The following is a 26,604-nucleotide window of genomic DNA, read 5'->3' as shown; positions in this document are numbered from 1 at the left end:
TGGAATAAGCCTGTAAGAGGACTTCCACTATGTTGTCGATTTCTCCTCGCCCCCACGTGCCCATTTCTTCTGCTTTTTCGTCATCGCCGGCCTTGGCGTCGCCAACGGGCCTGTTGGCCCGTACCACGCGTTCCACCTCTGTCGAGCCGCCTCAAATTCCTGGCCCGGCATGGACCGTGCTGCATACGCCAAGTGATGCAACCCTTTCTGCGCAAGGCGATGCAGAGCTGGTTGGGCGACAGGCCGCGGCATTGAGCAGTGCTCAGGTGTATGTGTCCGTCCCCAGAGTCAGCGCCTTGGGTGATGTGATGGATATGTATCATCAATTGGTCGATCAGCCGCAAACTCGCCAATGGCTGGCCAGCAAGGGGCTGGAGACTGATTCCTTGACACTGCACAAGGACCGTGTGGAAGGTTATGTCACCCGTGACGGTGTACGCACTGCCGTCACGTTCAGCACCACGGATGGCAGTGGCTGGTGGGAAGCATCAATCAAGCTACGGGCCATGCGTAACCTGCTGGACCCCGATGACAAGGGTTTGCCTTACCCCACCGGAGGCGAGCAACGCATGCCCTTGCACGTGGTGTCCAACGCCTACGGCCTCAATTTGCCAGGCACCACACGCACAGCCAAGGATGGCTTGTCAGCGCAGTTCGTTGCAGCCCTGGGCGATGTGAAACGGGTGGTCAGCGACCTCGATGAGCGCGCGCACCTGGCTACCCTGTTGGAGCAACGCGTGCAGGGCCTGGCGGATGAACTTCCCACAAACTGGTCAACGCAGCAGACCCGGGTGTCCCAGGCATCAGCCCAGGGCATCGGCGTGCAGGCCTCCTATAATGTCCAGCAGTTGTTGGAGCACAAAGGGCTGGGCTCGCCGAGCACCATTGGCGCCACGCGCAATGTCATTCAGTGGTTGCGCACTTCATTGCCACCGGCACCTGCATCAGCTGACTACAGCGCGCTGGCGACGACCGACGGCGTTGCAGATTATCGCCCGCTGGCCTCACTCGCCGGGCAATCCCCCGACAGCCTGCGCCAGGATGCTGACGCTCACCTTGCCCGCCTGCTAAAGGGGCCTGATGCACCGGCATTTACTCGACTGTTGGCCGACATTGCGACGCAACCTCCCGGTACTGTCGCAGGCTTTGAGCTTTATCAGCCCGCCCATCTGGGACGTACCCTTAATGAAGTGCGCAGCGACCTGGAACAGCATCTTCGCGACCAAAAAGGCCTGGACCCCAGTGTTGCCGTATTGGTCGCGCACATCGGCCTGGCCCAAGTAGCGCCTGAGTTCCTGGTGCGTGACATACCCGATATCGTAACGATGGGCTCGCCCGCCTGGGTGGAGTTGCGCTTAGGCTGCGCGATAGCTGAGGCGGTAGGGCCGGGTACGTCCAGGGCGATGAATGAGGAGCAGCTCAACGCGCTGACCACTTTGGCCCCCATTTCAGTGGAACAAAGCACATTACTGCAAGTGCGTGGGCTAAGAGTGCTGCTGGATTGGGGAGTGCTCAATGGCGTCGTGGCTGCCAAGCCCCACGGCCAGCATACCGAGACGGACGCCAAGCTCGCATCGAAAGTGTTTACGCGACAACGGACAATGGCGACGCGAGCCTTCAAGACCACTAACACGCCATTGCCTACGCGCAGGTCGATGGCCATTCAAGAGCTACTCAAGGTATTTCCCCAGGTCAGCGCCAACCAACTGGAGGCGATGAAGGTGCAATTGGTCGACGCCGACCAGCGTCGTAACCTGGTGAGGTCAGAACCGCGTATACGCTCGCTGGTGGAGACCTATATGACGGGCGACCTGGTCCCCGACAAATGGGTATTGAGTAGTGAATTACCCAGCCGACCGAGCGGACAGTCGTCCTCCACGCCCTTCCAGTTCCAAAACACCGCGCAGGTCCCAAAAGAGACACGTGCAACACTGGACGAGAAAATCCGCCGTTTGCCTGCACTTGATCCCCTGTTTGAGAAACCTGTAAGTGCTCACCACCGCAAACTGCAAATGGCCTTTGTCACCAAACTCAAACTGATGTTTGCGGCCCTGCCACTGGCCGATCGTCAGCGTATCGAGTTGGGTGCGGTGGACCTGTTCACCTTGCGCAAGAAAACCGGCAAGCAACAGGTGTGGGAAAAGGACGACGACCGGGCGGCAATGACCGGACGTCAAGGCACCCTGATGCGGGTGTTGCATGCGCAGTCTGTGACGTATTACGAGGTCTTTACCAACGGAAAAATCGTCAAGCACACTGATCCAGAAGTCACCAGTGCCCTCGACAAAGTAGTTCGCGACAAAAGCTACCTGGGCCAGTTCAAATTGCTGGGAGAGAAATACATAAGGGGCGGCCATGACGTGCCGTTGGACTTTGAGGCTTATGCCAGTGGGGCGGCGCCCCGTCCGGGAGCTAAGTCCAGCGACGTGATAATCGACCGGGTGGGGCGTTACTTGGAGGCTGGCTCACTGCCTGAAAACCAGACACTGCAAACCTTCGTGCCTGACAGTTACCAGTCAGACCGTGTGGAGTTTCTGGCCTGTGAAATAGCTGAAAACAACTTCTACGAAAGCCTGAAGGACATGCTCAAGCGCGCCAGAGGGCAGTTGTCTATCGAGAAGAGCCGGGAGGCTGAAGCGCGGGACATGAATCTGCTGCTTTCACTGGTGCCTTTTATCGGGGCCTATCAGGATTTCGCCCAGGGCAATATCGGCAAGGGCTTGCAAAGCCTGGCGCTTGATATCGGCGGAGTGGTGGTTGGCGCACGCGTTCAGGCGCGGTCGCTGATGCGATCAGGTAAAACGTTCGCACTGGGCGGTGTGCGAACCGCTCTCAACCAGATGAGCGCGAAGGTTGCACCCGTGGGTGCGAGGCTGAGCCTGGCGGGGCCGCAGGTACGTATCAGTGATGCGGCCTTTGATTTGGCCAAGCAGAGCGCTGTGTTTTTCAACGCCGTATTCAATCCGGTAGATGGCTATCCACGCTTGATCGGCGCGGCTGCCCGGGGCGTGGGGAAGTTGCCAATGTTGCTGGCGACGAGTAACTCGGCACTAGGCAAGGCAATGCCGCATCTGATGACCGCCGAACAAAAAATGCGCGGTTATTTTCTGGTGGCTACTGGGGTGATAGACCCCAGCACACCGCCAGAAGGGCGACCGGCCTGAAAGCAGGCACCGTTTACCCATTGCAGATAAGCGGTGCCTGAATCATCAGTTCAAGCCCAACTTGCCACGCAAGGTCGACAGGTCTTCTGCCAGGGTGTTGACCGGGCCAACCAAGGCTTTACGGTCGTTTTCCTTGACCTTGTCGTAGGTCTCAAAGCCGCCATCCTTGGTCTTGTACTTGGCCAGGATCTTGTCCACGGTGGCGAAATTCTTGTCGACCTTGGCCAGGAAGGCTTTGTCTAGCTTCTCGATCTGGCCACGGAACAGGTCGACGATTTTCTTCGCGCCGTCGATGTTGCCTTGGAAGTCATACAGGTCGGTGTGGCTGTAGCGGTCTTCTTCACCGGAGATCTTGGTGGCGGCGACTTCTTCGAGCAGGGCTGCGGCGCCGCCGACGACTTTCTCCGGCGGGAAGGTCAGGCCGTCGACACGGGTCTTGAGGTCGTTGACGTCAGCGTTGAGCTTGGCGGTCAGCGCTTCCAGGCCTTTGGTGGTGTTCTGCGAGAACAGCGCGTATTCGATGCGGTGGAAACCGGTGAAGTCTTCGGCGGTCACGCCTTTTTCATGGTCGTCGACACGGGAGTCGATGGACGCGTCGAGGTCGCTGAACAGCTCGGCGATCGGCTCAATGGACTCATAGTGCACGCGGGTTGGCGCGTAGAGTTTTTTGGCGGTGGCCAGGTCGCCCTTGTTGATGGCGTCGGTGAAGGCTTGGGTTTGGGTGACCAGCTCACCGATTTCTTCGGTGACGTAGATCTTGTAGTCCGACACCGGGCCTACCAGGTCCAGCGGGGCGGTAGCGGCGAACGCTGCCAGCGGCGAAAGGGTCAACAACAACGACAACGCAATAGACGACTTTTTCATGGGAGATAGCGCTCTGGGTTTGTTTTAGGTGTTGGCAGTGGTTTGAGGGTGCGTTGCAGCGAGTAGCGTGCGCCCGATGAAATCCGCAGGCCCCGTGACGCCGGGCAAGGTGAAGAAGTACCCGCCGCCGACTGGCTTGAGGTATTCCTCCAGGGGCTCGCCGTTAAGCCGGGTTTGCACGCTGATAAAGCCTTTCTCCAGGTCAGCCTGGTAGCAGATGAACAACAGCCCCATGTCCAGCTGACCGTTTTTATTGACGCCGTTGGAGTAGTTGAACGGCCGGCGCAGGATCAAATTGGCCTGAGTCTGCGGGGTGCGTGGGTTGGCCAGGCGGATGTGGGCATCAAGCTTGGTCACCTTGCCTTCGGGGTCCTTGCCATAGTCGGGAACCTGGTTTTCTTGCTGGCCATCCATCGGCGCGCCGGTGGTTTTGACGCGGCCGATGATGCTTTCCTGCTCTTGCAGTGGCGTACGGTCCCAGCGCTCGACGAAATTACGGATGATGCGCACGGCTTGATAGCTGCCGTTGGCGGCCCAGGCCGGTTCGTCGCTGCCCGGTTGTACCCACACGATCTGGTTCATCGCGGTGTTGTCGTTGGAGTTCGGGTTGGCCGAACCATCACGGAAACCCAGGAAGTTACGCGCACTCTGTGCCGGCTCCCCAGCTTTACTCGGCGCCTGGGGCGGTACGCTGCCTTCCTGCTTCCAACGCACCAGCAACAGGTCTGGCAGGTTTTTTACGATGTCGCGCAGGGCGTGGATATTGGTGTCTGGGGTGTTGGAGCTGAACTGCAGGCTCAGGTCGCCGTGGCACTGTGCGGGCTCCAGTGCATCGTTGGGAAACCCCACCATGCGGCTCAGGCGCTTGGGCTTGGCTTTGGCCAGGCCGAAGCGCTCATCGAACAGCGACTCACCGACCGACACCGTGATGGTCAGGTTGTCAGGCGTGACCACCGGGCCGAGGATGCCGGAGTCGGTGGGCGGCAGCTTCGGATCAACTTGCGCCACCGTGCCGCCGGTCATCAGGAATGCAATACGCTCGTTCAAGGTGCGCAATAGGCGCTCCAGGTCTTCGCGGTCGCTGGCCAGTACATCGAAGGCCACCAGCATGCCGCAAGCCGGGCGCGGGGTGACGATGCCGGTTTGGTGCTTGCCGAAGAACTCGTGGTGGTCATGGGTCTTGTCACTGCGTGGCGCGGTGGTGACTTGTTCGGCGGTGGCCGCCATGGCCGGGCAGGTCAGGGCGCTGCCGGCAATGGCGGCGCCGGTGGCCGCCATGCCCAGCAGGACACGGCGACGCTGGAGGTTGGTGTGTGCTGAATCACTCATGTGTGCGGTCGTCTTCACTGCAGGCCGGAGAGGCCAAGGGCGGGGTCGATTCCATCGAGTGCGGCGGCCAGAGCCTTGGCCTTGTCGGCGATCTGCTTGCGCTGATCGGCCGTAACGCTGTCGTAGCTCGCGTAGCCTTTTTCGACTTTGAAACCTTGCAGCTCGGCATCGAAGGCGGCGAGGGCGCTGTCAACTTTCGGTAACAGGTCGGCGGCGGATTTGCTCAGCAGTGGGCGCATCAACTCGACAACCTTATGGGCGGCCTCCAGGTTGGCGGCAAAACCATTCAGGTCGATGTGGCTGTAGCGCTCCTCCTCACCGCTGATGGCGCGTACATCGGCCAGGCTGTTGAGGTTGCGCACCACAATGCTCACCAACTGCTCCGGCGGCAGAGACTGGGCCAGCAGTTGGGTTTTGAGCGTGGTGACGTCGGCCACCAGGCGCTGGGCAACTGGTGCCAGGCCGTCGAGGCTACGTTGCTGGAACAGGCTGTATTCGAGGCGATGGAAGCCGTTGAAGGCCGGGTCTTGCTCACGCTTTTCAAAGTAATCGGCGCGGGCATTGATGGCGTTGTCCAGTTCTGCCAGGCGCTGGGATGCTGGTGCGAGCCGTTGATAAGCCTCGCGGGCCGGCACGTAGAGCGCTTGGGCCTGGGCCAGGTCACCGGCATCGATGGCCTGTTGCAGGGCGGTCGCGGCCTTGATCAATACGCTGCCCTGGCCGCTCAGGTAAACACGGAACTCAGACAGCGGGCCGATAAACGCCACCATCGACGGCTTGGCTTTGGCCTGGGCGTCGGACTCGGCGGTGGGCGTGACGTGCAGGGTACCGCGCGGGTTGCTCAGCAGGCCGCAGGTAATCGCATAGTCGCCGGGCAACAGGTTGGCGTTGATCACTTGGCTCAGGCCGGGAGCGATGTTTTCCCGTTCTTCGACCACCAGCACGCCGTCGAGGATTTCCCACTCCACTGCGCGGTCGGAGCGGTTGATGATACGAAAGCTGGCGCGTCCGGCGGGTACGCTCAATTCATTTGGTTCGCAGGCGTGGCCATGGATGGTCACGGCGATTTCGTTATGGTTGGTTTGGCGCTTGCTGGCGGCCAACTGCGAGGCGTAATAGAACAGGCCACCGGCAGCGATCATCACGACCACCGAGCCCGCCACCGCCCAGCGCAACGCGCGAGGTGGCAGAGCCGGTTGAGGGGTTGGGTTGGACAAGTGACGGTCCTTACTGACTGGAAACGGAAGAAGGTGTGGCGACAGGCTTGGCCGGTGTTGCCGGCAGGAAGAACATCACCAGGGCCACCACCAGGTAAATCAGGTAGGCGCCCAGGGTGCTGACGGTCGGTGCTTCCTGGTAGCCGAACATACCGGCGAGTACTGAGCCCAGTGGGCTGTCCATCGGCAGCGCGGTGCTGAAATCGAACAGCACGGTTTGCAGGTGGTTCCATACACCGGCCTCGTGCAATGCCTGCACCGAGTTGGCCAAGATGCCGGCGGCCACTACCAGGATAAACAGGCCGGTCCAGCGGAAAAACGCACCGAGGTTCAGGCGCATGCTGCCGCTGTAGATCAGGAAACCGACGATGATCGCCAGGATCAGACCAAGCAGGGCACCTATCGGCGCCCCCGGACCTTCACTTTGCTGGAACACCGCCAACAGGAAAAACACGGTTTCCAGGCCTTCGCGAGCCACGGCGAAAAACACCATGAGGATCAGCGCAGTGACCTGGTGCTTGGAACCGGCCAAGGCGTGATCGAGGGATTGATGCAGGGAATGTTTGATGGAGCGCGCTACCTTGCGCATCCAGAACACCATGGAACTGAGGATGCCCACGGCGACCAGGCCGACGATGCCTTCAAAGAGTTCCTGCTGTTTCTGCGGGAATTCGGCGCTGACCAACTCCAGCCCACCGCCCACCAGCAGGGCCAGGGCGGCGGCGAGAAACACGCCAACCCAGACGGCGGGCATCCATTGGCCACGGCCGGTCTGTTGCAGGTAACTGGCGATAATGCCAACGATCAAGGCGGCTTCAATGCCTTCGCGCAGCATGATCAAGAAGGGAACAAGCATTCGGCACCGCACCATAACTAGATAGGAAGCTAAGTTGTAACATAATGATACTCATTACTAAACAAGCAATCTTGACCTTTTCTGAACTGTGGCTGAACGGTGGTCGCAAAGCCCATGTGACCTTATGATGTACGTCATTATTTACGGCGGTGAATGCGCGATCCCATGTCGGAAAAAGACACCATCTCCATCCAACTGGTACGCGAAGCCTTGCTGCAAAGCTGCGCGCCCGGAGCGGCCACGGTCGAGGTACTGGGTAAAGCCGGCATTGATCCGGCACTGCTGGAGCAGCCCCGCTCACGGGTGTCGGCCACGGCCTATGCACGGTTATGGCGTTTACTGGCGCGGCGCATGGATGATGAGTTCTTTGGTATGGACCCGCGCAAGCTCAAGTCCGGCAGCCTGGCGTTTCTTTGCCGCGCGTCCATGGCGCAACCCACGCTCGGTGCCGGTCTGGAAACCGGCCTGGGGTTTCTGTCGCTGATGCTGGAGCGGATGCCGGCGCAATTGGTGCGCCAACAAAGCCTGGCCGAAATCGTCTTGCTGGAGCCTGAGGATGAACCCAAGCGGGCATTTACCTGTTTCACCTATTGGATGATCGTGCACGGCGTTGCCTGTTGGCTGGCAGGGCGGCGCATTCCGATCCTCGCCGTTGAATTGCGTTGTGCACGGCCGCACTTTTGCGACGACTACCAGGTGATGTTTTCCGACAACCTGCGCTTCGACCGGCCGCGTACTCGCATGATCTTTTCCGCCGACTATCTCGACCTGCCGGTAAGACGCAGCGCCGAGGAACTCAAGCGTTTCCTCGCCCATGCGCCGGCCAACATCCTGGTCAAATACCGCGACCCCGACAGCCTGGCCAACCGTATCAAACACGACCTGCGCCAAATGCCTCCCGATACCTGGCCCGAAACCGAAGGCCTCGCCGCCAGCCTGTGCATTTCCGCCTCGACCCTGCGTCGCCGCTTGGCGGAAGAAGGGCAAACCTACCAGGGGCTTAAGGACAGCGTGCGCAAAGAACTGGCTGTGGTTTGGCTAGCGGAGCCGCAGATCAGTTTTGCGGAGATTGCGGCGCGTTTGGGGTTTGCGGATACCAGTTCGTTTTACAAGGCATTTCGTAAATGGGCGGGATCCAACCCTGGACACTACAGAAGCTTGATCCTGGGGGAGGCTGACTGATCTGCCTGCCGAAACGTCTGGCTCAGCCGTCAGCGTTATCTTATTCCTGCAGATTGATGCCCCCCACACTCTGAGCACTCACGAGCTACAAATGAGTGCCCGGCATGTTATCGACTGTCCCCCAGATCATCCCTTCATCCGGTTCAGGCCGGTTTGATCCTCCTCCCTTTGCTCCGTCAACGGCCACCGAGCACACGGTCCCGGTGCAACAAGTTAAACGCCCCGAGGTTTCAACGAGTACGCTCGCGTTCGCCGTGTTGGACGCCCGTGAAAAAGAGCGTTGGCTGGCGGCGATCGAGGCACGTGTCGAGGGCAAGGCTGACGATACAATCCTTGATTTGGACGACATCCGATTCGACCTGGCGCGGGGCGGTGATCAGGACATAAAACAGACGACCGCCTTGCAGTTCTTGCACCAGTTATGGCCGCACATAAACGCACAGATCGCCCCCAGTACGGTCGGGCAGGCGCGTAACCTGATCAATTGGCTGCGCAATCCACTGCCGGCGAGTCCGACAATGGGCGATTATTCGGGCGCTTGGCTGGGGGCTCAGACGCCCGTTCTTCCAGGACTGCACCCTCAAGAACGGCAACAGTTGATCACCGCATTTGACCGCGATGTGGGGGGCGGCATACTCAACAGCATGCCGTCGAGCACGCACAGTATGGATGAGCGGATCGCTCGCCATCTGAACAACCATGCGCCGCTCAATCGTTTTCGCCAGCAAATGCTGCTGGCGTCCATCGGTCGTAATGAGGCCGGGTTAACCAAAGCGCAACTCAATCAATTGTTGCTCACTGCCCAGATGCTGCGCATCGACCCCGAGCTGGGCCTGCGTAGAAACCATGTCGCGGGTTTTGATCTTTATGCCCCCGCCAACGCAGGGCGAACCCTGGCACAGGTTCGGCAAGCACTGGAGGACCATTTGGTGCATAACAAAGGCGTACGGCCAGAGGCTGTGAACGCCACAGCGCACATCATGCTGGCCAGTGTCGCCCCGGAGTTTTTGGTGCGTGACATGCCGGATACGCTGCACATCGGTTCGCCTGCCTGGCTGGCACTCAGGAAATCGGTGGCGTGGCTGGAAGAGTCCGCAGCGGGATCCAGTCGCACCTTGACGTACGACCAGGTGCTGGTGCGTTCTACGCTAGAACCCCTGACACCTGAGCAAGCCGTGCTATTTCATGCGGCCGAAACAGAGCCGTTGCTCGACTGGGCAACCCTACACGGCGTTATCGCTCTGCGCGAGGATGATCAATACACCGTTGATGACCTGAAACAAGCCGCGCAAAAGTACAGCCTCTACATCGATGCGACTCACCAGGCAAACACGGTACTGAGCTCCCCTGTGGTTGGCCGGAGAGCCTTGGCCGAGGCCGATTTGAAGCAGGTATTTCCCGGCCACGACGTCAACAAACCGATGCACTTCGTGGATAACGTGCTGTTTTTTGCGCCGACTCACGATGTCGGCTACCGGCAAAGCCTGGTGGACCTGCATATGCTGGGGGTACTCAAAGACGGCGCATTTGGCTCGCTGCTGCATGACTCTTCTTGGGTCAGCACGCCGTACACGAGTGAGTTCGCGCCTGAGTTTGCGGGGCTGAAAACCCAGTTCAAGAAACTCAAGTATTCCAGGCAGATGCTCGATCAAACGGCCAAGGACAACGCGAACCGCTTCCATAACGCTGTATCCACGGGCCTGAAGGATATTCTCAGCAAAATGCCCTACGCAGACAGGCATGCGCTGGAGACCCAAACGCTGACCTTTTATCAGGTACAGGCCGAATCGATTGACGGTAAAGGCGCGTCCGGAAGAAGTTCGCAGCAGCAATTGGATGCGGTGCAGGGTCGTTATGGCTTCCTGATCAGCGCCGGGGAAGGAAACAACGCCAAATGCTTTGAGTTCTTTCCCATGAGCGGCACCTATGTCGAGCGGCCTGAATTTCTTGCCGCGCTTGACAGCGGCGAGCCCGTGGTCCCCAACCTGTGGAACATTCGGATGAAATCCCATGTCGACGGGAGAGAGGCGGGCGCGTCCGAAATCCAGGTCAGGGCTTTGCGTCCCACATTGCCGGCAAGCCCGGGGTCTGGCACGAGACTGTCTCCCCTTGGCTTTTTTTCGCCCCGTGCCGAAGCGATTACCCACTACGTGGCCAAACAGAATTTGGTGTTGAAGCTCGATAACCTACAGGCCCTGGCCACTGGGAGCACGCCCCGGGAAGACTTTGAAAAACGCGCCAAGGCGGTAGTGAAGGCGGTGGTGGATACGCTTATTCCCTTTAAAGCGTGCTACGACGATATCGTGTCGGGTCGCGTCAAACAGGACCTTGGCGCGTTAGCGGGTTGCGCCACTGACGCGGTGACGGCCATTTCCGTTGTCGCGGGAGGGGTGGCCGAAGGGGTGGGGGCCATTGCCCGTGCCGAATCTGGAATCTCCCGGCTAGAGGCGGCCACTCGGGCCGTGGGCACTCTCACCAACGGCCTGTTCAACCCGGTTGCCGGGCTTGCCGAACCGCTGGCCAATGCGAGCAGGTGGGTCAAGGATAAGGCGTTACTGCGACTCAGCCGCCGCGAGGGCCCACTGCGTGATGCCTGGAGAGCGCAACTTGACGAGCAACGGGCCGGCCAGCCGATGCAAATGCGCAGCGGGTCCCTCAAGGAGGCTGGCAACGTGGGCAAGGATGCGGCCGGTACCAGCCAAGCCACGCGCGCTGAGGTCAAACAAATCGTGGAGCGAGCGCAGCCCCTAATGGTGTCGAAACTGGACGATGCTTTGCAGGTAATGGCAGACCCGGCCCTGACGGATGACGTTGATTTTGTGCTCAAGAACTTCCAGGGCATGTCGCCGACTCAGGCGCGCAAATTGATGAGTTCCCGACTGTCAGGTCTCAAGGCCAAGGCAGAGGTACTGACCGCGAAAAACGTGAAATTCATGCGCTCGAAAAATCACGATTGGGTTGCACAGGTCAACCCCGAGGATTTCAAACTTGATCCGTCTGGGAAGTTCATCGAGGTCAATATCGACGGATCCAAACGTTACTACCAGCATTTCGGCTCGAATGAAGGCGCCATGAGCAATGCGCTGATCCACGAACTGGACCATCTGCCGGGCAAGCTGACGCAGGGGTCACTCGACTTTGCATACCTCACGCGGCTGAGAAAAAACGAGGAAAATGCCGCCGGCCTGCTCAACTTGGCCAAAGGTCATACCTTACCCAGTGAGTTAGTGAGCGCCGGTGAGGATGCGTCGTCGCTGGTGGGCAAGACCGGCGTCAACATGTTTGGCTCGCGCGCGGGCAGCTTGAATGCAGAGTCCACCATGACCAGCGTGGCGTTACTGGCGCAATTGAAGAACGACCCCGCGTTGTTCAAACAGAACCGCACCATGATCGAAAATGCGTTGAATGCATTTGGGGGGGCGCCCATCATCGATCAAGTTCCAATCAAAATCGTCAGCAAACGCGCCATCAACACACCAGCGCCGGGGTTGATGTACATGGTCGATCGCAGTACGCATCAATTGCTCGGGGTATACAGGTTGATGCAACATCCCCCGGGCACCGTCAATGTGAAACAGCCACCCACTGAACAAACCGGGCGCAATCAAGCGCTCAAGCAATATATACAAGAGCACCTGGTTTTATGAATGTTCAGACATGCTGGGTTTTTTAATATGCCTTTGGGCCTGAATTAGTCCCGTATCGCAGCGGTGGTGCGGGATTAGGAAGTAACTTACAAAGTGCTTCTCTCGTACTACAGAACGGTCTTTCAAGATTTTAGGAAGCGACCGGCTTACCTCCAGTAATAATTCGTGCATAGTCATCGCCACGGGTCCTACTACGGAACTCGAACGACTCTTTCCATGATCGGCGCGTATCTGCAACGACGGGTACGCGCTGTCAAGTCGAGGGCGGCCTATGCATAAATGAAAAGTCGATGGTTTAAACGCAAAAAACTTAATTGTTTAACACGCGAGGTGAAAATCATGAAAGGTTTATTTGCAGTACCGTTTTTGGCTTTGGCGCTGACGTCGTTTCAGGCGAATGCGTTGTGTTTGTATATTACGGAGAGTTTTACCGGGATTGTGGAACCCGGTGGTACTAACACGGCTCATGGCCCATTTTCGATCACGCCTGCCGGAGGTTGTACAGGATCGAATATTACCGCAACTGTTACAGCATCTGGAGCAGGGAGCGCACCGCGGATATTCATTGAGCGTGCGGTGGGCGGTACATGGAAAAGAGAGACGTTCGGGACCGGACCTAACCTGTCCTATACCGGCGGTTTTGGCACTTACAGAGTAATGATTCAAAATCAGGATGCGTTGTCAAAATCTTATTCAGGAACCGTAAGGTACGGTCGCTAGCAGCGTAAAAATAGGCGTAAAGAAAGCTCCTTTACGCCTATTTTATTTTTGCTATAACTCAAACTTTTTCATCTATCGATAAGTCATATTTCGAAGAGTAGGCAAAGTAGGCTAGTGCATTGATCGCTTGATTTGCGATGACCATTCCTTGTTTCCATGGCAAAAAACCTGGCTCTTTCTTGGTTTTCTCGGTGTATGTGTCCAAAAACGCGGTGTGATCTTGAAGCCTTTCATCGAATAGCGCAATTGCGTTGAATTTAACGTGCGTATCAGTTTGACGCCCGTTTCTATCAAATGCCATGGATCCATAGAGAAATACGGAAAAGGCTTCTTCAGTAATTAAATCGTTTTCAAAAAGTTTTCTACCCACCTTTTTAAGGTCGTTGGTGCTGATAGAGGTCATGTCATAATTTTTCAAAAATTTCTTCAGGTCGGTAACCTGTTCTTTTTGCTGTATGTTTAACGCCTTCGCCGCTTTGGAGTCCTCGGTCACGGTAAAGTCAGTAATGACTTTTTTAGGGTTTTTGATTATGTAGGCAGGGCTTGCCTTACTCTGTGCGGCGGTAGAGTTAATGGACATCTTCCAATTCTCCAACAATCGAAAGCTACCCCCTCTATATCGACCTCGCGCAATCACACTTTAAAAAAAAGCCCCACGTCCGAATGGGCCGCAGGGCTAAAAATTGGCTGGATGCGACCAACCAAAGGAGCTCTTTACATCACTTGCTGCTGGCCACCACGGTGTCCGGTTGCCAGCCACCACCCAAGGCTTTGTAGATCGCGACGATGCCGCGATACAGGTCCACTTCGGCCTGGGCCTGGGAGTCTTCGGCGGCCAGGCGCTCACGTTGTGCGTCCAACAGCACGAGGAAGTCCACGGTGCCTTCGCGGTAGCGGATCGCGGCAAGGTCGGCGGCGGCGCGGCTGGATTCGCTTTGGCGGATCAGCGAGACCAGGCGTTGCTGACGTTTGCCGTAGTCGCTGAACGCGTTCTCGGACTCTTCCAGTGCCAGCAACACTTGCTGTTCGTAGGTCGCCAGGGCGCCATCGGCTTCGGCATTCGCACCGCGAAGACGGGCGCGCACGCTGCCCAGGTCGAACGCGGCCCAGGTGATGCTCGGGCCAAGGGACCAGGCATTCGCTGCGGCCGAACCGATTTGCGAACCGCGCCCGGCGGTAAAGCCGAGGAAGCCGCTGAGGCTAACCCGTGGGAAGAGGTCGGCCTTGGCCACGCCGATACGCGCGGTGGCGGCAGCCAGTTTGCGTTCGGCGCTGAGGATGTCCGGGCGACGTTGCAGCAGTTGCCCCGGGTCGCCAATCGGCAAGGCCTTGGCAATGGCCGGCAGGTCTTTGGGGCTCAGGTCTACCGTCAGCTTGTCGGGGCGCTGGCCGAGGAGGGTGGCGATGCGGTTACGCTCGCGCACTTGTTCAGCCTGCAATTGCGGCACGCTGGCCTCGACCGCTGCCAGACGCGCATCGGCGCGTTCCACATCCAACTGATCACCGACACCGGCATCGCGCAGACTCACGGTGATGGTGCGCGATTCCTGCTGGTTTTTCAGGTTGTCCAGGGCAATGCGTTCGCGCAGTTGGGCGCCACGCAGTTGGCCGTAGGCGTCCACCAGTTCGGCAATCATGGTGACTTGCAGTTGGTACAGGTCGGCTTCGGCGACTTGTTGGTCGGCGTCGCTGGCCTCCAGATTACGGCGGATACGCCCGAACAAGTCCACTTCCCAGGCCATGTCCAGGCCCAGGTCATAACGCTCGCTGTTGACGCGCTTGGTGGTCTGGCCGGGGATCTGGCCCTTGCCCACATCACTGCTCACGCGGGAAGTGACCACCGGCATGATGTCGTTGGCCGCATCGTCGCGGATCGCACGGGCGGCGCGTAGGCGGGCAAACGCCACGCGCAGGTCACGGTTACCGCTCAGCGACTGGGTCACCAGTTGGTCGAGGGTCGGGTCGTCGAACTGCTGCCACCAGATGCCTTCGTACTTGGCGTGGTCGTAGCTTTTGGTGTCGGCGGCGGCCGTGATGTTGGCCGCCTCCAGGTTTTGGGTCTTGTAGTCCGGGCCCACGGCGCAGGCGCTCAGCGCCAGTACCAGCAAGCTCGGCAGAAATACTTTCACGCTCATTGCTGTGTCTCCAGCTTCAAGGCCTTGGCCGCTTTGCGCGCCTCTTGGCGCTCCACATAGCGACGGATCAGTACGTAGAACACTGGCGTCAGCAACAGACCGAAGAAGGTCACACCGATCATCCCGGAGAACACCGCCACACCCATGGCATGACGCATCTCGGCACCGGCACCGCTGGACAACACCAGGGGCACCACACCCATGATGAACGCGAACGAGGTCATCAGGATCGGCCGCAGACGCAGGCGGCAAGCCTCCAGCACCGCCGCCAGTGGGTCGAGGCCCTCGGCTTGTTTATCCTTGGCAAACTCGACGATCAGAATCGCGTTCTTGCACGCCAGGCCCACCAGTACGATCAGGCCGATCTGGGTGAAGATGTTGTTGTCGCCGCCCGAGATAATCACCCCGGTAATGGCCGACAGCAGCGTCATCGGTACGATCAGGATCACCGCCAGTGGCAGGCTCCAGCTCTCGTATTGAGCCGCCAGCACCAGGAACGCCAGCAGTACACACAGCGGGAACACAAACAGCGCGGTGTTGCCCGAGAGGATTTGCTGATAGGTCAGGTCGGTCCACTCGTAGGTCATGCCGTTGGGCAGTTCTTCTTTGAGCAGTTTTTCAATCGCCGCCTCAGCTTGGCCCGAGCTGTAGCCCGGTGCAGCGTTGCCGTTGATCTCAGCGGTGATAAAGCCGTTGTAGTGCATCACGCGGTCCGGGCCCGAGGTGTCGCTGACCTTGATAAAGGTCGCCAGCGGGATCATCTCGCCTTTGTTGTTGCGTACTTTCAGCTGGCCGATCTGGTCTTCATCCTGGCGGAACTGTTGCTCAGCCTGCACGTTGACCTGGTAGGTGCGACCAAACCGGTTGAAGTCGTTGGCATACAACGAGCCCAGGTAGATCTGCAACGTGTCGAAGATATCGCTGATCGCCACGCCGTGGGTCTTGGCCTTTTCACGGTCGATGGCCGCATCGACTTGGGGCACATTGACTGTGTAGCTGGTGAACAGACCGAACAGCTCCGGTACGCCACGGCTTTTGGTGATGACGTTCTGCACTTCTTTGTACAGCTCGTCGTAACCCAGGTTGCCCCGGTCTTCAATCTGCAGGCGGAAGCCACCAATGGTGCCCAGGCCCTGTACTGGCGGCGGTGGGAAGATCGCCATGTAGGCTTCCTGGATGCTGCTGTACTTGCCATTCAACGCGCCGGCAATCGCACCCGCCGACATGCTCGGGTCTTTGCGCTCATCGAACGGCTTCAAGGTCACGAACACGATGCCGTTGTTCGGGCTGTTGGTAAAACCGTTAATCGACAAGCCTGGGAAGGCAATAGCGCTTTCCACGCCCGGCTGTTTCAGGGCGATGTCGGACATGCGTTTGATCACGTCTTCGGTACGGTCAAGGCTCGCGGCGTCCGGCAATTGGGCGAAGGCCACCAGGTATTGCTTGTCCTGGGCGGGCACAAAACCAGTCGGCGTGTGAGCAAAGCCCAGCCAGGTCAGCACCATCAAACCGGCATACAGGAACAGCGCGATGCCACTGCCACGGATGACCCGGCGCACCGTGCCCACATAGCCATGGCTGGCTTTTTCGAAGAAGCGGTTGAACGGACGGAACAACCAGCCACCGAGCATTTTGTCGAGGAACTTGGAGAAGCGATCCTTCGGCGCGTTGTGGCCTTTGAGCAACACCGCAGCCAACGCAGGCGACAAAGTCAGCGAGTTGAACGCCGAGATCACCGTCGAGATCGCAATGGTCAAGGCGAACTGCTTATAGAACTGCCCGGTCAAGCCGCTGATAAAGGCCGCCGGAACAAACACCGCACACAGCACTAGCGCGGTGGCGATGATTGGGCCGGTCACTTCGCTCATGGCTTTTTCAGTGGCGGGGAAGGGCTCCAGGCCCAGCTCGATATTACGCTCGACGTTCTCCACCACCACGATGGCGTCGTCCACCACGATACCAATGGCCAACACCAAGCCGAACAGCGACAGCGCGTTAAGCGAGAAGCCAAACAGGTGCATCACCGCAAACGTACCGATCAACGATACCGGCACCGCCACCAACGGAATGATCGAGGCGCGCCAGGTTTGCAGGAACAGGATCACCACCAGAACCACGAGGATCAGCGCTTCGAACAGGGTATGCACCACAGCTTCGATGGAGCCACGCACGAACACGGTCGGGTCATAGGCGATGCGGTAATCCATGCCCTCGGGGAAGCTCTTTTTCAGCTCCGCCATCTTGGCGCGCACTTCATTGGAAATGTCGATGGCGTTGGAGCCAGGGCGCTGGAAGATCGGAATCGCTACGGCCGGCTGGTTGTCGATCAACGAGCGCAGGGCGTACTGGCTGGAGCCCAGCTCAACCCGTGCGATGTCTTTGAGGCGTGTGATTTCACCGTTGTCACCGGCACGAATGACGATGTTTTCGAACTCTTCCTCAGAGACCAGGCGGCCCTGGGTGTTGACCGACAGCTGGAAGCTGGTGTCGTTGGGCGCAGGTTGCGCACCCAGTGCACCGGCCGCCACCTGGCGGTTCTGTTCACGAATGGCGGTCACCACGTCGGTAGCAGTCAGGTTGCGCGAAGCGGTCTTGTTCGGGTCCAGCCACACACGCAGGGAGTAGTCGCCCATACCGAACAACTGCACATCACCCACACCGCCCAAACGTGCCAACTCGTCCTTGATATTGAGGATCGCGTAGTTGGACAGGTACAGCATGTTGTAGCGCTGGTCCGGAGACGTGACGTGCACCACCATGGTCAGGTCGGGGGAGGCCTTGTCCACGGTGATACCGATACGCGTGACTTCCTCAGGCAGTTTTGGCTGAGTCCGCGTTACACGGTTTTGCACCTGCACCTGCGCGTTGTCCAGGTCGGTGCCCAGGGCGAAAGTGATGGTCAGCGTCAGCTTGCCGTCGGCAGTGGATTGCGAGGACATGTACAGCATGTTCTCGACGCCAGTAATAGCTTGCTCCAGAGGAGCGGCCACGGTTTCACCGATGACTTTGGGGTTGGCGCCCGGGAAGTTGGCGCGCACCACTACAGTCGGCGGCACTACTTCCGGGTATTCGCTGATCGGCAGTTGGAACAGCGAGATGGCGCCCGCGATCAGGATCAGCAGCGACAGCACCGCTGCGAAGATCGGCCGCGAAATGAAGAACTTGGAAAAATTCATCTTGAGTCGTATCCCTTAACCGCGTGGAGTCGCAACGGCTGCGAGCTTGGGCGCGGTTTTATCCGGCGCCACTTGCTCCAGGTTGCTGGCTTCAAGCGCTTGTCGTTGTTGGGCCAAGGCGGCGAGGGTTTCCTTGCTGGCCATCGGGATGGTCTCCGGCGCGACCGGCGAGCCTGGGCGCACACGTTGCAGGCCCTTGACGATAATGGTGTCGTCTTTATTCAGACCGTTGCGCACGATGCGCAAACCTTCGATCTTCGGCCCCAGTTCCACCGAGCGATAAACCGGCTTGTCGCCTTCCATCACCAGTACGAACTTCTTACCAAGGTCGGTCCCCACCGCTTCGTCATTGATCAATACGGCGGAGTAGGTGCCGCTGCCCACCAGTTTCAGGCGGGCATACAGGCCAGGGGTGTATTCGCCCTTGCTGTTATCGAACACGGCGCGACCACGGATGGTGCCGGTGGCCGGGTTGACCTGGTTGTCGACGAAGTTCATCTGGCCCAGGTGCGGGTTGCCGGTTTCGTTGGACAGGCCCAAGTACACCGGGGTAGTAGCACCGCGACGGCCTTGGCGGGCCAGTTCGGTGTACTTGAGGAACACGCGCTCATCGGCGTCGAAGTAGGCGTAGACCTTGTCGGTGGAGACCACGCTGGTCAGCGGGGTAACGTCGGCGGTCACCAGGTTGCCGGCGGTGATGTCGGCACGGCTGACGCGGCCGCTGATGGGCGAGGTCACGCGGGTAAAGCTCAGGTTCAACTTGGCCAGGTCCAACTGCGCCTGGATACCGGCAACAGCGGCACGGGCTTCCTGGGCGGCGGTGGTACGCGAGTCGGCCAGCTCGGCGGAGATCGCGTTGCTCTGGCGCAGGCGCTCGCCGCGCTGGGCTTCGTTATCGCTGCGGGTCGCGGCGGCGCGGGTTTGTTGCAGTTGGGCTTCAAGGCGACGCACTTCGGCCTGGAACGGACGCGGGTCAATCTGGAACAGCAGGTCGCCTTTCTTGACCAAAGCGCCTTCGGTGAAAGCGACTTGGTCAATCTGGCCAGAGACCCGTGGGCGAATTTGCACGGTTTCCGGTGCTTCCAGGCGACCGGTGAATTCATCCCACTCGTTGACCGGTTGTTCCAGCACCTTGGCCACACTGACGGCAGCAGCAGGCATGGCGGCCGCTTGTTCCGGGGTCTTGCCGCATGCGCTCATCACCACCACGGCCAGAATCGCCAGAGGGAAGCGCAAATGTTTGAGTGACTGTTCCATGAGGTGCATCCGCCAATGTATTTGAGATGGGCGGATCATGCGCGGCGAGGTGCTATGTCACGAATCGAATGAAGCAAAGGTAACTATCATTCGGAATGATATAAGCGCGAGATTAGCCCTCTAGCATGGGGGTTTCGTTAGGGTGCTATCAATGTCGTTGATGACAAAGGACTGTTACAGGGCGTGCAATACACTTTAAATGTGGGAGCGGGCTTGCCCTGATGCCAGTCAGTTAAGAAGTAGCAAGTGGCGAGGGAGCTTGCTCCCGTTGGACTGCGTAGCAGTCCCAGTCTTTCAAAACAAAGAGCTGGGGCCGCTTCGCGGCCCAACGGGAGCAAGCTCCCTCGCCACAGGTACAGCGCTTGCCTTAACTGACTGGCATTAGGGCTTGCCCGCTCCCGCATTTGGATGTGCGTGTATCAGGTAGATGATGGATTGCTCAGGCTACAACGCTCCAAACCCCACCTGCACCGTCAGCGCTCCCTGGTTATCCCCCAACCCAATCCCATACCTACCCTCCAGATCATCGTTGATACACAGCTGCAATTCCCCGGTCTGCCCCGACGGAATCTCGGCCAAGTCCCCCACCAAAAACGGTGTACCGCCACTGCCCACACGCCCGATCAGCGCGCCTTCATTGGCTCCCGGCAAGGTGTAGCCAGCCTTGGCGACCAGGCCTGAGCTGCCATTGCCGTCGACCATGCCGCCCACCGGACTGGCCAACCATTTGCCGCTCACATACCTCACCAACCGTGGGCTCGGCCCGCTGACCTGCACGCCGGTGCCTTGCCAGGGCTGGTTGGCTTGCACCTGCACAGTCACGGCCTTGAGGTCGTTGCACAGGGTGTCGCCAGCCTGGATCGACAGCGCCGCAATGGTCAGGCTCGGGTTGGAGGTGCCGGTGGTGGGGAATACGCCGTCGCCCACCAGGAACAGGTTGGCGTGGTCCCAACTGCGCTGGTATTTGTCCACTACCGAGGTTTTGGGATCGGCGCCCATGCGGTAGGTGCCCATCAGGTGCCCGGCGCCTTGGAAGGAATAGGATTCGCCCTGGTAAGTGAACACGCCGGGTGCGATATCGGCGGTCAGTTCGGTAGCGCCCAACAGCTCGGTGATCACATGGCTGGCGAGGATGCGTGCCTGTTTGAAGCCTTCCTTGGTGTAGTCTGACAGGTCGTAGTGGATCTCCGGGCGGGGGATGCCGAGGCGGTCCTTGTATTGGCTGGAGGGCACGATGTAGCAGTTGGCGTTATTGGGGTCTTCCTCCACTTGCTCCACCAGGAAACCCACGCGAAATTGCCGCGTAAGCAGGTTGTTCAACTGCTGCACCAACGCTGTGCCAAACAGCACCTGTGGCGCGCCGCCTGCATTGGGCTGAGGGTTGGGCAGCGGGTTGGTGCGGCTGACGTTGGTGCCGTCAATCAGGTCGGCGACGGTGGTGTAAGGGTCGCCAATCGGCCAGTTGAAGCCCTCGTTGCCGATCTCGATACGCCACGCCGCACGCTGGCTGCGAAACGCGCCGTCGCGCAGGCTTTCAATCCCCGAAGTGGACACCGGCCCACGGTACGGGAACACCGTCTTGCCTTCGGGCATCAAACCCCACGCCAGGTAGATCGGGTGGTCCGCCAGGCTGCGACCGACTTGGCCGCTGCTATTGGCCAAGCCGTTGGGCCAGGCGCTGCTGGTGGAGTTGAGCAACAACTTGGGTGTCTCGATGGCATGGGCGGCGATCACATAACGTTGCCCTGTGGCGACACCGGTGCCTGTCGCCGGTCCATCGCCCAGCTGGTACTGGATGAACTCGATGCCGCTGATGGTGTTGTCCGCCGCCACTGTGACCCTGCTCGCCACGGTCTTGTACAGCACCCGCACATTGCCGGTGTTGAGCGCGTTGTTCATGGTTACGGTGGCGTCGTACTTGGCCTGGATCGGGCAGATTGGCGTGCAGTTGGTGTTGCCCGCACAGACCCGTCGCCCGGCATACGGCTGGGAGTTGCGCCCGGCCGGAGTCGGGCTGACCACCAAGGGCAGGCCTTGGAACGACTGGCCCTGTACCGCGCTGACAAAGCTGCCATCCACCAGCGACAGCGGGATGCTGGTCATGGGGAATTCATAGTTGGCAGGGAAAGTGATACCCAGGTAAGCCTGGTCCGCCACATTGGCCGCCACGCCAATTTCAGCTTCGGCTCGGCAATAGGCGCTTTGCAGGTCGTTGTAGCCGATGGGCCAATCCACCCCCACGCCATACAGCGACTGCATGCGAAAGTCATTGGGCAGCATGCGCAGGCACGTGGCAACCCAATGCCAAGTGGTGCCGCCGCCTACGCGCTCGTAGGTGCTGGTGAAGGGCAGCGGGCCTTTTTGCACCAGGTAGCTGACGTCGGGGTTGTTCCAGCCATTGATCAGGTCGGCAATGGTGGCGCGGGGCGCGTTCTGCTCGGCGGGGTTGCGCGCCGGGCTCAAGGTGCTCACGGGCGGGTAGGGTGACTCGGGGGTTTTTAGCGTCGCGGTATAGAACCGCTCCAGGTACTGGTTACGGTTGGGTGGGATTTCCGGGCCGGACTCCAGCACCAGCACCTTCACGCCTGCCAAGCCCAGTTGATAGGCAATGATACTGCCCGCAAGGCCAGCACCGACAATCACCACATCCGCTTGTTCGGTACTCATGACGATGCTCCTGGCTGCGTGCTGGCGGGTACCCCGGTGAAGTCCTCAAGGCTCGGCGGCGGGCTGTTCCAGTAGCCAAAAAAGAACTCGCTGTAGCCCATGGGGTGGGCCTGGGCGATATTCCACGCCCAACTCTGGGTGTAGGCCTCGTCGCTGACCACGGTTTGCTCGCCCGACGGGAATGCGCCTTGCGTATACGGCTGGTACCACACCCCCAGCAGCCACAGTTTCATGATTGCGCGTGCGGCCTGGGCGGTTTGCGTCGGGGCTGGCTGGCCGTTCTGCATCAGCACCGCCGTGCCTATCTGCTGCGGTGTCGCCTGCTCGGCCACCAGCGATGCGTATTGGGTCAGCAGGGCGCTGAGTACGTCTTGTCCCAGACGCGGGCCGATGAAGTTGAGGAAGGTGGTGGGCAGGCCAATGGGGTCCACGGAGGGCGCCAAGAGGTCCTGATTGATACCGGTGAGCACCACGCTCAGGCCGGTGAAGTTGTCCAGGTCGGTACTCATGGCTGACTCCTTGTCACACCGGTGGATTGGGCACGTTCGAGCAGGTAGGTGAAGTCCGCAAAGCTGGTGCGCGGCGACTGGGTCACGTGGGTGGCGGCGTTGCCGTGACAGGCGATGCAACTGGATGAGGCCTGGGGCACGGTGCCCTGGATATAGGTCTCCAGCGTGGCATTGGCGAGGAACGACGGTGCCGGTTTGCCCAGCGGCACCGTGGCCGATATCTGGCACGGCGGCTGGCCGCTGAGGGTGGGCCACTGCGTGCTGATCAACTGGTAGTTGGCCCATACGCTGCTGGGATTCACCGTGCGCAACAGGCTCTGATAGGTGCTGTTCAGCGCTTTCGTGGCATCGGTCAGCGGGATCTCCCGCACGATTTGCGACGGCGTAGCCTTGACTGCCGGGTTCCAGGGGCGGGGCGGCGGCTGGTTGACCTCGGCATGGCTGCTGGCGTTATAGAACAGGTAAGGCCCTTTACGCTCGGCGGGCGGCGTGGTTTTTTCCGGCACATTGTCGACATGCTCGAAGGTCGACCACACCCACTGCGGCGCGCTGGTGGTCTTGTGCACGATATGCAAACCCACTAGGCCCACCGGCTCGGCCGTGCAGGATTCGGCCACCACCGGCCCCTTGCTCGGGTCGCTGTTGCCCGGCGTATACACCAGTGCATCCACGGTATGGAAACTGCCCGGCTGGTCGTTGCCGTCCAGCACCTTCCACGACGCCTTGACCATCAGCGAACCCACTTCGCTGGTCGCCGGGTTGCCGCAACTGAACGCCACCGCATTGGTGGGGCTGGCGGCAAAGAACGCCTGTTGGCCCTGGATGCTGTACAGGCCGTTGTTGACGATGCCATCGAACATCGACTGGTTGACCACGATTTCATTGCGCGTGTACACGCCGCTCTGGTCCACCAACGGGCCGCTTTCAAAGGGCTGGATAAACTCGTCCAGCACATCCGGAACCTTGCCCATCTGTTGCAGCAAACGCCCGGAGCCCTTGCCATCGCAGGCTTCTGGCACAGCCGCCGGCGCACGGAAAGGCAACGGCTTTTGCCCTTGTGGCAAGAACACCTGGTAACTCTCCTTGTAGCTTTCCCATACCGTGGCCGCGTCCTGCTGGCCGATCTGCACGCCGGTATTGGGGTTGCCATCGGCCAGGGCCGGCCAGTTCAGCGCGATAAATGTCTGCCACGACATTTCATCGAAGTTCTGTTGCAGGCTGGTGAGGGAAAACGGCGGAGTGGCCGTGACATCGAAGGGGATTTGCGTAGACAGCGTGGGGGCCGCGACGACCAGCGGGCTCAGCAATGCACCAAACAGCGCGCAGCCGAACCCAGGCCGGGGGCGATGGGTTTCCTTTCTCATCGGTATCTCCTTGGCATCAGGCACCAGGAGACAGTGGGTCCGTCATGGACTCTTCAATGCGCCTCCTGGCGCGGGCTTGAGAGTAGATAAGGTTGGAAATACGCGTGTATGGGCGACTAGATTTTTTCGTAATAAAAACAATCTCACAGGCCAGCTCCGACAGGTGATCGCATGGCAAGTGGGCGTACGCGGTGCAAATGTGGGAGCTGTCGAGCTTTAGCGAGGCTGCGAAGGCGGCGGCACTGGTTGGAACACCGCTTTCGCAGGCAAGCCAGCACCTGCCTCGCGAGCAGGCGCCGCCGCTGTAACTCAGGTCACGCTTAGGCAAATGTTGAGGTTTCGCTGCCCTTGCGCCGAAAGATCTTGCCAGGATTCATCAGGCCCAGTGGGTCCAGCGCGTGCTTAATGGCGCGCATGGTGTCAATGGCCACCTCACCGTGTTCTTCCAGCAAAAAATCGATCTTGTGCAGGCCCACGCCATGCTCGCCGGTGCAGGTGCCACCCGCCGCCAATGCGCGGTGCACGATGGCGTGGTTGAGGCGCTCGGCTTCGGCCAACTCCTCTGGGCTGTCCGGGTCGAGCAGCAGGCAGACGTGGAAGTTGCCGTCGCCCACATGGCCAAAAATCGGCGCGGGCAGGTAGGACTTGCGCAAGTCTTGCTCGGCGCCGACCACGCATTCAGCCAGGCGTGACAGCGGCACGCACACATCGGTGGACAGCGCGCGGCATCCCGGCTTCAGTTGCAAGAACGCATACAGCGCGTTATGGCGCGCGCTCCACAAACGGTTGCGTTCTTCCTGCTGGGTCGCCCACTCGAAGCCCTGGCCTTCATTGGCGCTGGCCAGTTCTTCAACAATGCCTACCTGTTCGGCGACGCTGGCAGCGCTGCCATGAAACTCCAGGAACAAGGTGGGCGCTTCGCGCAGCGTGAGTTTGGCGTAGCGGTTCAGGGCCTGGATTGCCAGGGTGTCCACCAGTTCGGCGCGGGCCACGGCCACGCCCATTTGGATCGTCTCGATCACGGTCTGTACGGCGCTGGCAACGGAGGGAAAACTGCACACCGCCGCGCTGATGGCTTCGGGTTGGGGATGCAGTTTCAGGGTGACTTCGCTGATCACCCCCAAGGTGCCTTCGCTGCCGATAAACAGCCGCGCGAGGTCATAGCCGGCCGAGGATTTTTTCGCCTTGGAGCCACTGCGCAGCACACGACCATCGGCCAGTACGGCATTGAGGCCCAGTACGTTTTCGCGCATGGTGCCATAGCGCACCGCGTTGGTGCCCGAGGCGCGGGTGGCGCACATGCCGCCAATGCTGGCGTCTGCACCGGGGTCGATGGGGAAAAACAAACCACTGGCGCGCAAGTATTCGTTCAGCGCCTTACGTGTGATGCCGGGCTGTACGGTGATGCTCAGGTCTTCTGGTTGGAACGACAGCACCTGGTCCATCAGTGACACATCCAGGCTGATGCCGCCATGCACCGCCAGCAGGTGGCCTTCCAAGGATGAGCCGCTGCCGTAGGGAATCACCGGCACGCGGTGCGCGTGGCACAGTTGCAGGATAGCGCTGACGTCTTCGACGCTGCGCGCATAGGCCACGGCGTCGGGCAACACCGGGTCGTAGAGCGATTCGTCGCGACCGTGGTGTTCGCGCACCGCCTGGGCGGTACTGAAGTGTTCGCCCAACCGTTCGGCGAGGGCGTTGAGCAGATTTTGGGGCAGGGTCAAGGCCATTTTGGACTCCGGCGGGGGGCAAATGCTGGCCCCATGCGCCCTGCACTCAGGGCTACAACGGAGTCAGTACGTTCATGACGGTATCGAGTGCGGAACGGGTGTCGTCCAGCTGCACCAATGAGGCGTGACGTGCGCTCAAGGCATCGCGGTTTTTGATCGCGGTAAGAATCGCCTTGTGGCGTGGCAGGCTCAGTGCCTGGGTATTGGGCCGCTGGTTGGTCACGTTGATGGATTCGCGCAGCGGCAGGGAGAGCATGTTGCACATATAGGCCAGCAAATCGTTGTGGGTGGCGCTGGCAATGGCGCGGTGGAAGTCCAGGTCGGGTTGCAGCAGTTCGCTGGGGCTTTTTGCCGCCTCCATGCGCTGGTAGGCATCCTCGATGTTGGCGATATCCGCATCCGTCGCGGTGGTGGCCGCCAGGGCGGCGATTTCCGGTTCGAGAATCCTGCGTACGCCGGCCAGGGTGCGGAAGAACTCGCTGTGGGGCGTTGACTGCATCAGCCAGTACAGCACGTCCGGGTCCAGCAAGTGCCACTCCACCCGTGGGCGCACCACGGTGCCCACGCGGGTCTTGGAGTACACCAGGCCCTTGGCGCTGAGTACGCGAGTGGCTTCGCGCAATACGGGGCGGCTGACCTTGTACTCCTCGCACAGCAAGGCTTCGGCCGGCAGCTTTGTTTCGGGTTTGAAGCGCCCGGAAACGATGTGCATGCCCAGCTCCTGGACGATCTGCGCATGCATGCTTTTGCCGGGTTGAAGGGTTTGGTAATTCATGACGACGACGTG

17 protein-coding genes are annotated in these 26,604 nt (G+C 59.8%); 4 read left to right on the top strand and 13 right to left on the bottom strand.

The genetic code is table 11. The annotated features are described in order from the left end of the window. Nucleotides 1-29: 29 nt before the first annotated feature. Complete coding sequence (locus tag ACLD1Y_RS04720; RefSeq protein ID WP_429475913.1) at nucleotides 30-3,164, top strand: hypothetical protein; 3,135 nt, start codon at nucleotides 30-32, stop codon at nucleotides 3,162-3,164. 45 nt (nucleotides 3,165-3,209) lie between these two features. Here the strand turns inward: ACLD1Y_RS04720 and efeO (ACLD1Y_RS04715) are convergent, their stop codons facing one another. Genes efeO (ACLD1Y_RS04715) through efeU form a run of 4 tightly spaced genes read right to left on the bottom strand, consistent with a single transcriptional unit; the run spans nucleotide 3,210 to nucleotide 7,430 of the window. Next, complete coding sequence (efeO, locus tag ACLD1Y_RS04715; protein WP_429475911.1) at nucleotides 3,210-4,028, bottom strand: iron uptake system protein EfeO; 819 nt, start codon at nucleotides 4,026-4,028, stop codon at nucleotides 3,210-3,212. Nucleotides 4,029-4,052: 24 nt separating this feature from the next. Next, entirely contained in the window at nucleotides 4,053-5,375 is a 1,323-nt protein-coding gene (gene efeB, locus ACLD1Y_RS04710) for an iron uptake transporter deferrochelatase/peroxidase subunit (protein ID WP_429475909.1), read from the bottom strand. After that, entirely contained in the window at nucleotides 5,372-6,574 is a 1,203-nt protein-coding gene (gene efeO / locus ACLD1Y_RS04705) for an iron uptake system protein EfeO (RefSeq protein ID WP_429475908.1), read from the bottom strand. The genes efeB and efeO (ACLD1Y_RS04705) overlap by 4 nt, the downstream gene beginning before the upstream one ends. 10 nt (nucleotides 6,575-6,584) lie before the next feature. Beyond that, nucleotides 6,585-7,430, bottom strand: a complete 846-nt coding sequence (gene efeU / locus ACLD1Y_RS04700; RefSeq protein WP_429475906.1) for an iron uptake transporter permease EfeU — start codon at nucleotides 7,428-7,430, stop codon at nucleotides 6,585-6,587. A 165-nt stretch (nucleotides 7,431-7,595) separates the two neighbouring features. Here efeU and ACLD1Y_RS04695 point away from each other — a divergent pair, with 165 nt between their 5' ends. The 3 genes from ACLD1Y_RS04695 to ACLD1Y_RS04685 all read left to right on the top strand — a co-directional run bounded on the left by ACLD1Y_RS04695 (nucleotide 7,596) and on the right by ACLD1Y_RS04685 (nucleotide 12,979). Then, a complete protein-coding gene (locus tag ACLD1Y_RS04695; RefSeq protein ID WP_429475904.1) occupies nucleotides 7,596-8,612 on the top strand; it encodes an AraC family transcriptional regulator in 1,017 nt (338 codons plus the stop codon). Nucleotides 8,613-8,716: 104 nt separating this feature from the next. Beyond that, nucleotides 8,717-12,259 (top strand): hypothetical protein, encoded by a 3,543-nt coding sequence (locus ACLD1Y_RS04690; RefSeq protein ID WP_429475902.1) that lies wholly within the window; start codon nucleotides 8,717-8,719, stop codon nucleotides 12,257-12,259. Nucleotides 12,260-12,598: 339 nt separating this feature from the next. Then, complete coding sequence (locus ACLD1Y_RS04685; RefSeq protein ID WP_429475900.1) at nucleotides 12,599-12,979, top strand: hypothetical protein; 381 nt, start codon at nucleotides 12,599-12,601, stop codon at nucleotides 12,977-12,979. Between the two features lie 58 nt (nucleotides 12,980-13,037). Here ACLD1Y_RS04685 and ACLD1Y_RS04680 read toward each other — a convergent pair whose 3' ends face one another. The 9 genes from ACLD1Y_RS04680 to ACLD1Y_RS04640 form a co-directional block, all read right to left on the bottom strand. Next, nucleotides 13,038-13,559, bottom strand: coding sequence for a hypothetical protein (locus ACLD1Y_RS04680; RefSeq protein WP_429475898.1), 522 nt, complete (start codon nucleotides 13,557-13,559; stop codon nucleotides 13,038-13,040). A gap of 139 nt (nucleotides 13,560-13,698) precedes the next feature. Further along, a complete protein-coding gene (locus ACLD1Y_RS04675) occupies nucleotides 13,699-15,114 on the bottom strand; it encodes an efflux transporter outer membrane subunit (protein WP_429475896.1) in 1,416 nt (471 codons plus the stop codon). Continuing rightward, nucleotides 15,111-18,290 (bottom strand): efflux RND transporter permease subunit, encoded by a 3,180-nt coding sequence (locus tag ACLD1Y_RS04670; protein WP_429475894.1) that lies wholly within the window; start codon nucleotides 18,288-18,290, stop codon nucleotides 15,111-15,113. Before ACLD1Y_RS04670 ends, ACLD1Y_RS04675 begins: the two co-directional genes overlap by 4 nt. Before the next feature lie 15 nt (nucleotides 18,291-18,305). Beyond that, on the bottom strand, nucleotides 18,306-19,547 hold the full coding sequence (gene mexE / locus ACLD1Y_RS04665; protein WP_429475893.1) for a multidrug efflux RND transporter periplasmic adaptor subunit MexE: 1,242 nt from the start codon (nucleotides 19,545-19,547) through the stop codon (nucleotides 18,306-18,308). A gap of 444 nt (nucleotides 19,548-19,991) precedes the next feature. After that, a complete protein-coding gene (locus tag ACLD1Y_RS04660) occupies nucleotides 19,992-22,214 on the bottom strand; it encodes a GMC family oxidoreductase (protein WP_429475891.1) in 2,223 nt (740 codons plus the stop codon). Next, nucleotides 22,211-22,723: a sorbitol dehydrogenase gene (locus ACLD1Y_RS04655; protein WP_429475889.1), complete on the bottom strand. Its 513-nt coding sequence runs from the start codon at nucleotides 22,721-22,723 to the stop codon at nucleotides 22,211-22,213. The genes ACLD1Y_RS04660 and ACLD1Y_RS04655 overlap by 4 nt, the downstream gene beginning before the upstream one ends. Beyond that, nucleotides 22,720-24,087 carry a cytochrome C gene (locus ACLD1Y_RS04650; protein WP_429475887.1) on the bottom strand — a complete coding sequence of 456 codons (1,368 nt, stop codon included), beginning with the start codon at nucleotides 24,085-24,087 and terminating at the stop codon, nucleotides 22,720-22,722. Before ACLD1Y_RS04650 ends, ACLD1Y_RS04655 begins: the two co-directional genes overlap by 4 nt. A 320-nt stretch (nucleotides 24,088-24,407) precedes the next feature. After that, the gene (locus ACLD1Y_RS04645) at nucleotides 24,408-25,817 is read right to left on the bottom strand and encodes an FAD-binding oxidoreductase (RefSeq protein ID WP_429475885.1); all 1,410 of its coding nucleotides are present in this window, start codon (nucleotides 25,815-25,817) and stop codon (nucleotides 24,408-24,410) included. Between the two features lie 52 nt (nucleotides 25,818-25,869). After that, complete coding sequence (locus tag ACLD1Y_RS04640; RefSeq protein ID WP_429475883.1) at nucleotides 25,870-26,592, bottom strand: FadR/GntR family transcriptional regulator; 723 nt, start codon at nucleotides 26,590-26,592, stop codon at nucleotides 25,870-25,872. Nucleotides 26,593-26,604: the final 12 nt, after the last annotated feature.

Origin of the sequence: Pseudomonas sp. 18175 (genome assembly GCF_050432925.1) — a bacterium.
In the GTDB taxonomy this organism is placed as follows: domain Bacteria; phylum Pseudomonadota; class Gammaproteobacteria; order Pseudomonadales; family Pseudomonadaceae; genus Aquipseudomonas.
Note: the sequence above shows the minus strand (reverse complement) of the source record. Positions and strands in the feature narration are given on the sequence as shown.

What these genes read in the sequence shown, in the direction of transcription:
- ACLD1Y_RS04720 (WP_429475913.1), top strand. Translation starts at nt 30, where the DNA reads ATGTTGTCGATTTCTCCTCGCCCCCACGTGCCCATTTCTTCTGCTTTT.
- efeO (WP_429475911.1), bottom strand. Translation starts at nt 4,028, where the DNA reads ATGAAAAAGTCGTCTATTGCGTTGTCGTTGTTGTTGACCCTTTCGCCG.
- efeU (WP_429475906.1), bottom strand. Translation starts at nt 7,430, where the DNA reads ATGCTTGTTCCCTTCTTGATCATGCTGCGCGAAGGCATTGAAGCCGCC.
- ACLD1Y_RS04695 (WP_429475904.1), top strand. Translation starts at nt 7,596, where the DNA reads ATGTCGGAAAAAGACACCATCTCCATCCAACTGGTACGCGAAGCCTTG.
- ACLD1Y_RS04690 (WP_429475902.1), top strand. Translation starts at nt 8,717, where the DNA reads ATGTTATCGACTGTCCCCCAGATCATCCCTTCATCCGGTTCAGGCCGG.
- ACLD1Y_RS04685 (WP_429475900.1), top strand. Translation starts at nt 12,599, where the DNA reads ATGAAAGGTTTATTTGCAGTACCGTTTTTGGCTTTGGCGCTGACGTCG.
- ACLD1Y_RS04680 (WP_429475898.1), bottom strand. Translation starts at nt 13,559, where the DNA reads ATGTCCATTAACTCTACCGCCGCACAGAGTAAGGCAAGCCCTGCCTAC.
- ACLD1Y_RS04675 (WP_429475896.1), bottom strand. Translation starts at nt 15,114, where the DNA reads ATGAGCGTGAAAGTATTTCTGCCGAGCTTGCTGGTACTGGCGCTGAGC.
- ACLD1Y_RS04670 (WP_429475894.1), bottom strand. Translation starts at nt 18,290, where the DNA reads ATGAATTTTTCCAAGTTCTTCATTTCGCGGCCGATCTTCGCAGCGGTG.
- mexE (WP_429475893.1), bottom strand. Translation starts at nt 19,547, where the DNA reads ATGGAACAGTCACTCAAACATTTGCGCTTCCCTCTGGCGATTCTGGCC.
- ACLD1Y_RS04660 (WP_429475891.1), bottom strand. Translation starts at nt 22,214, where the DNA reads ATGAGTACCGAACAAGCGGATGTGGTGATTGTCGGTGCTGGCCTTGCG.
- ACLD1Y_RS04655 (WP_429475889.1), bottom strand. Translation starts at nt 22,723, where the DNA reads ATGAGTACCGACCTGGACAACTTCACCGGCCTGAGCGTGGTGCTCACC.
- ACLD1Y_RS04650 (WP_429475887.1), bottom strand. Translation starts at nt 24,087, where the DNA reads ATGAGAAAGGAAACCCATCGCCCCCGGCCTGGGTTCGGCTGCGCGCTG.
- ACLD1Y_RS04645 (WP_429475885.1), bottom strand. Translation starts at nt 25,817, where the DNA reads ATGGCCTTGACCCTGCCCCAAAATCTGCTCAACGCCCTCGCCGAACGG.
- ACLD1Y_RS04640 (WP_429475883.1), bottom strand. Translation starts at nt 26,592, where the DNA reads ATGAATTACCAAACCCTTCAACCCGGCAAAAGCATGCATGCGCAGATC.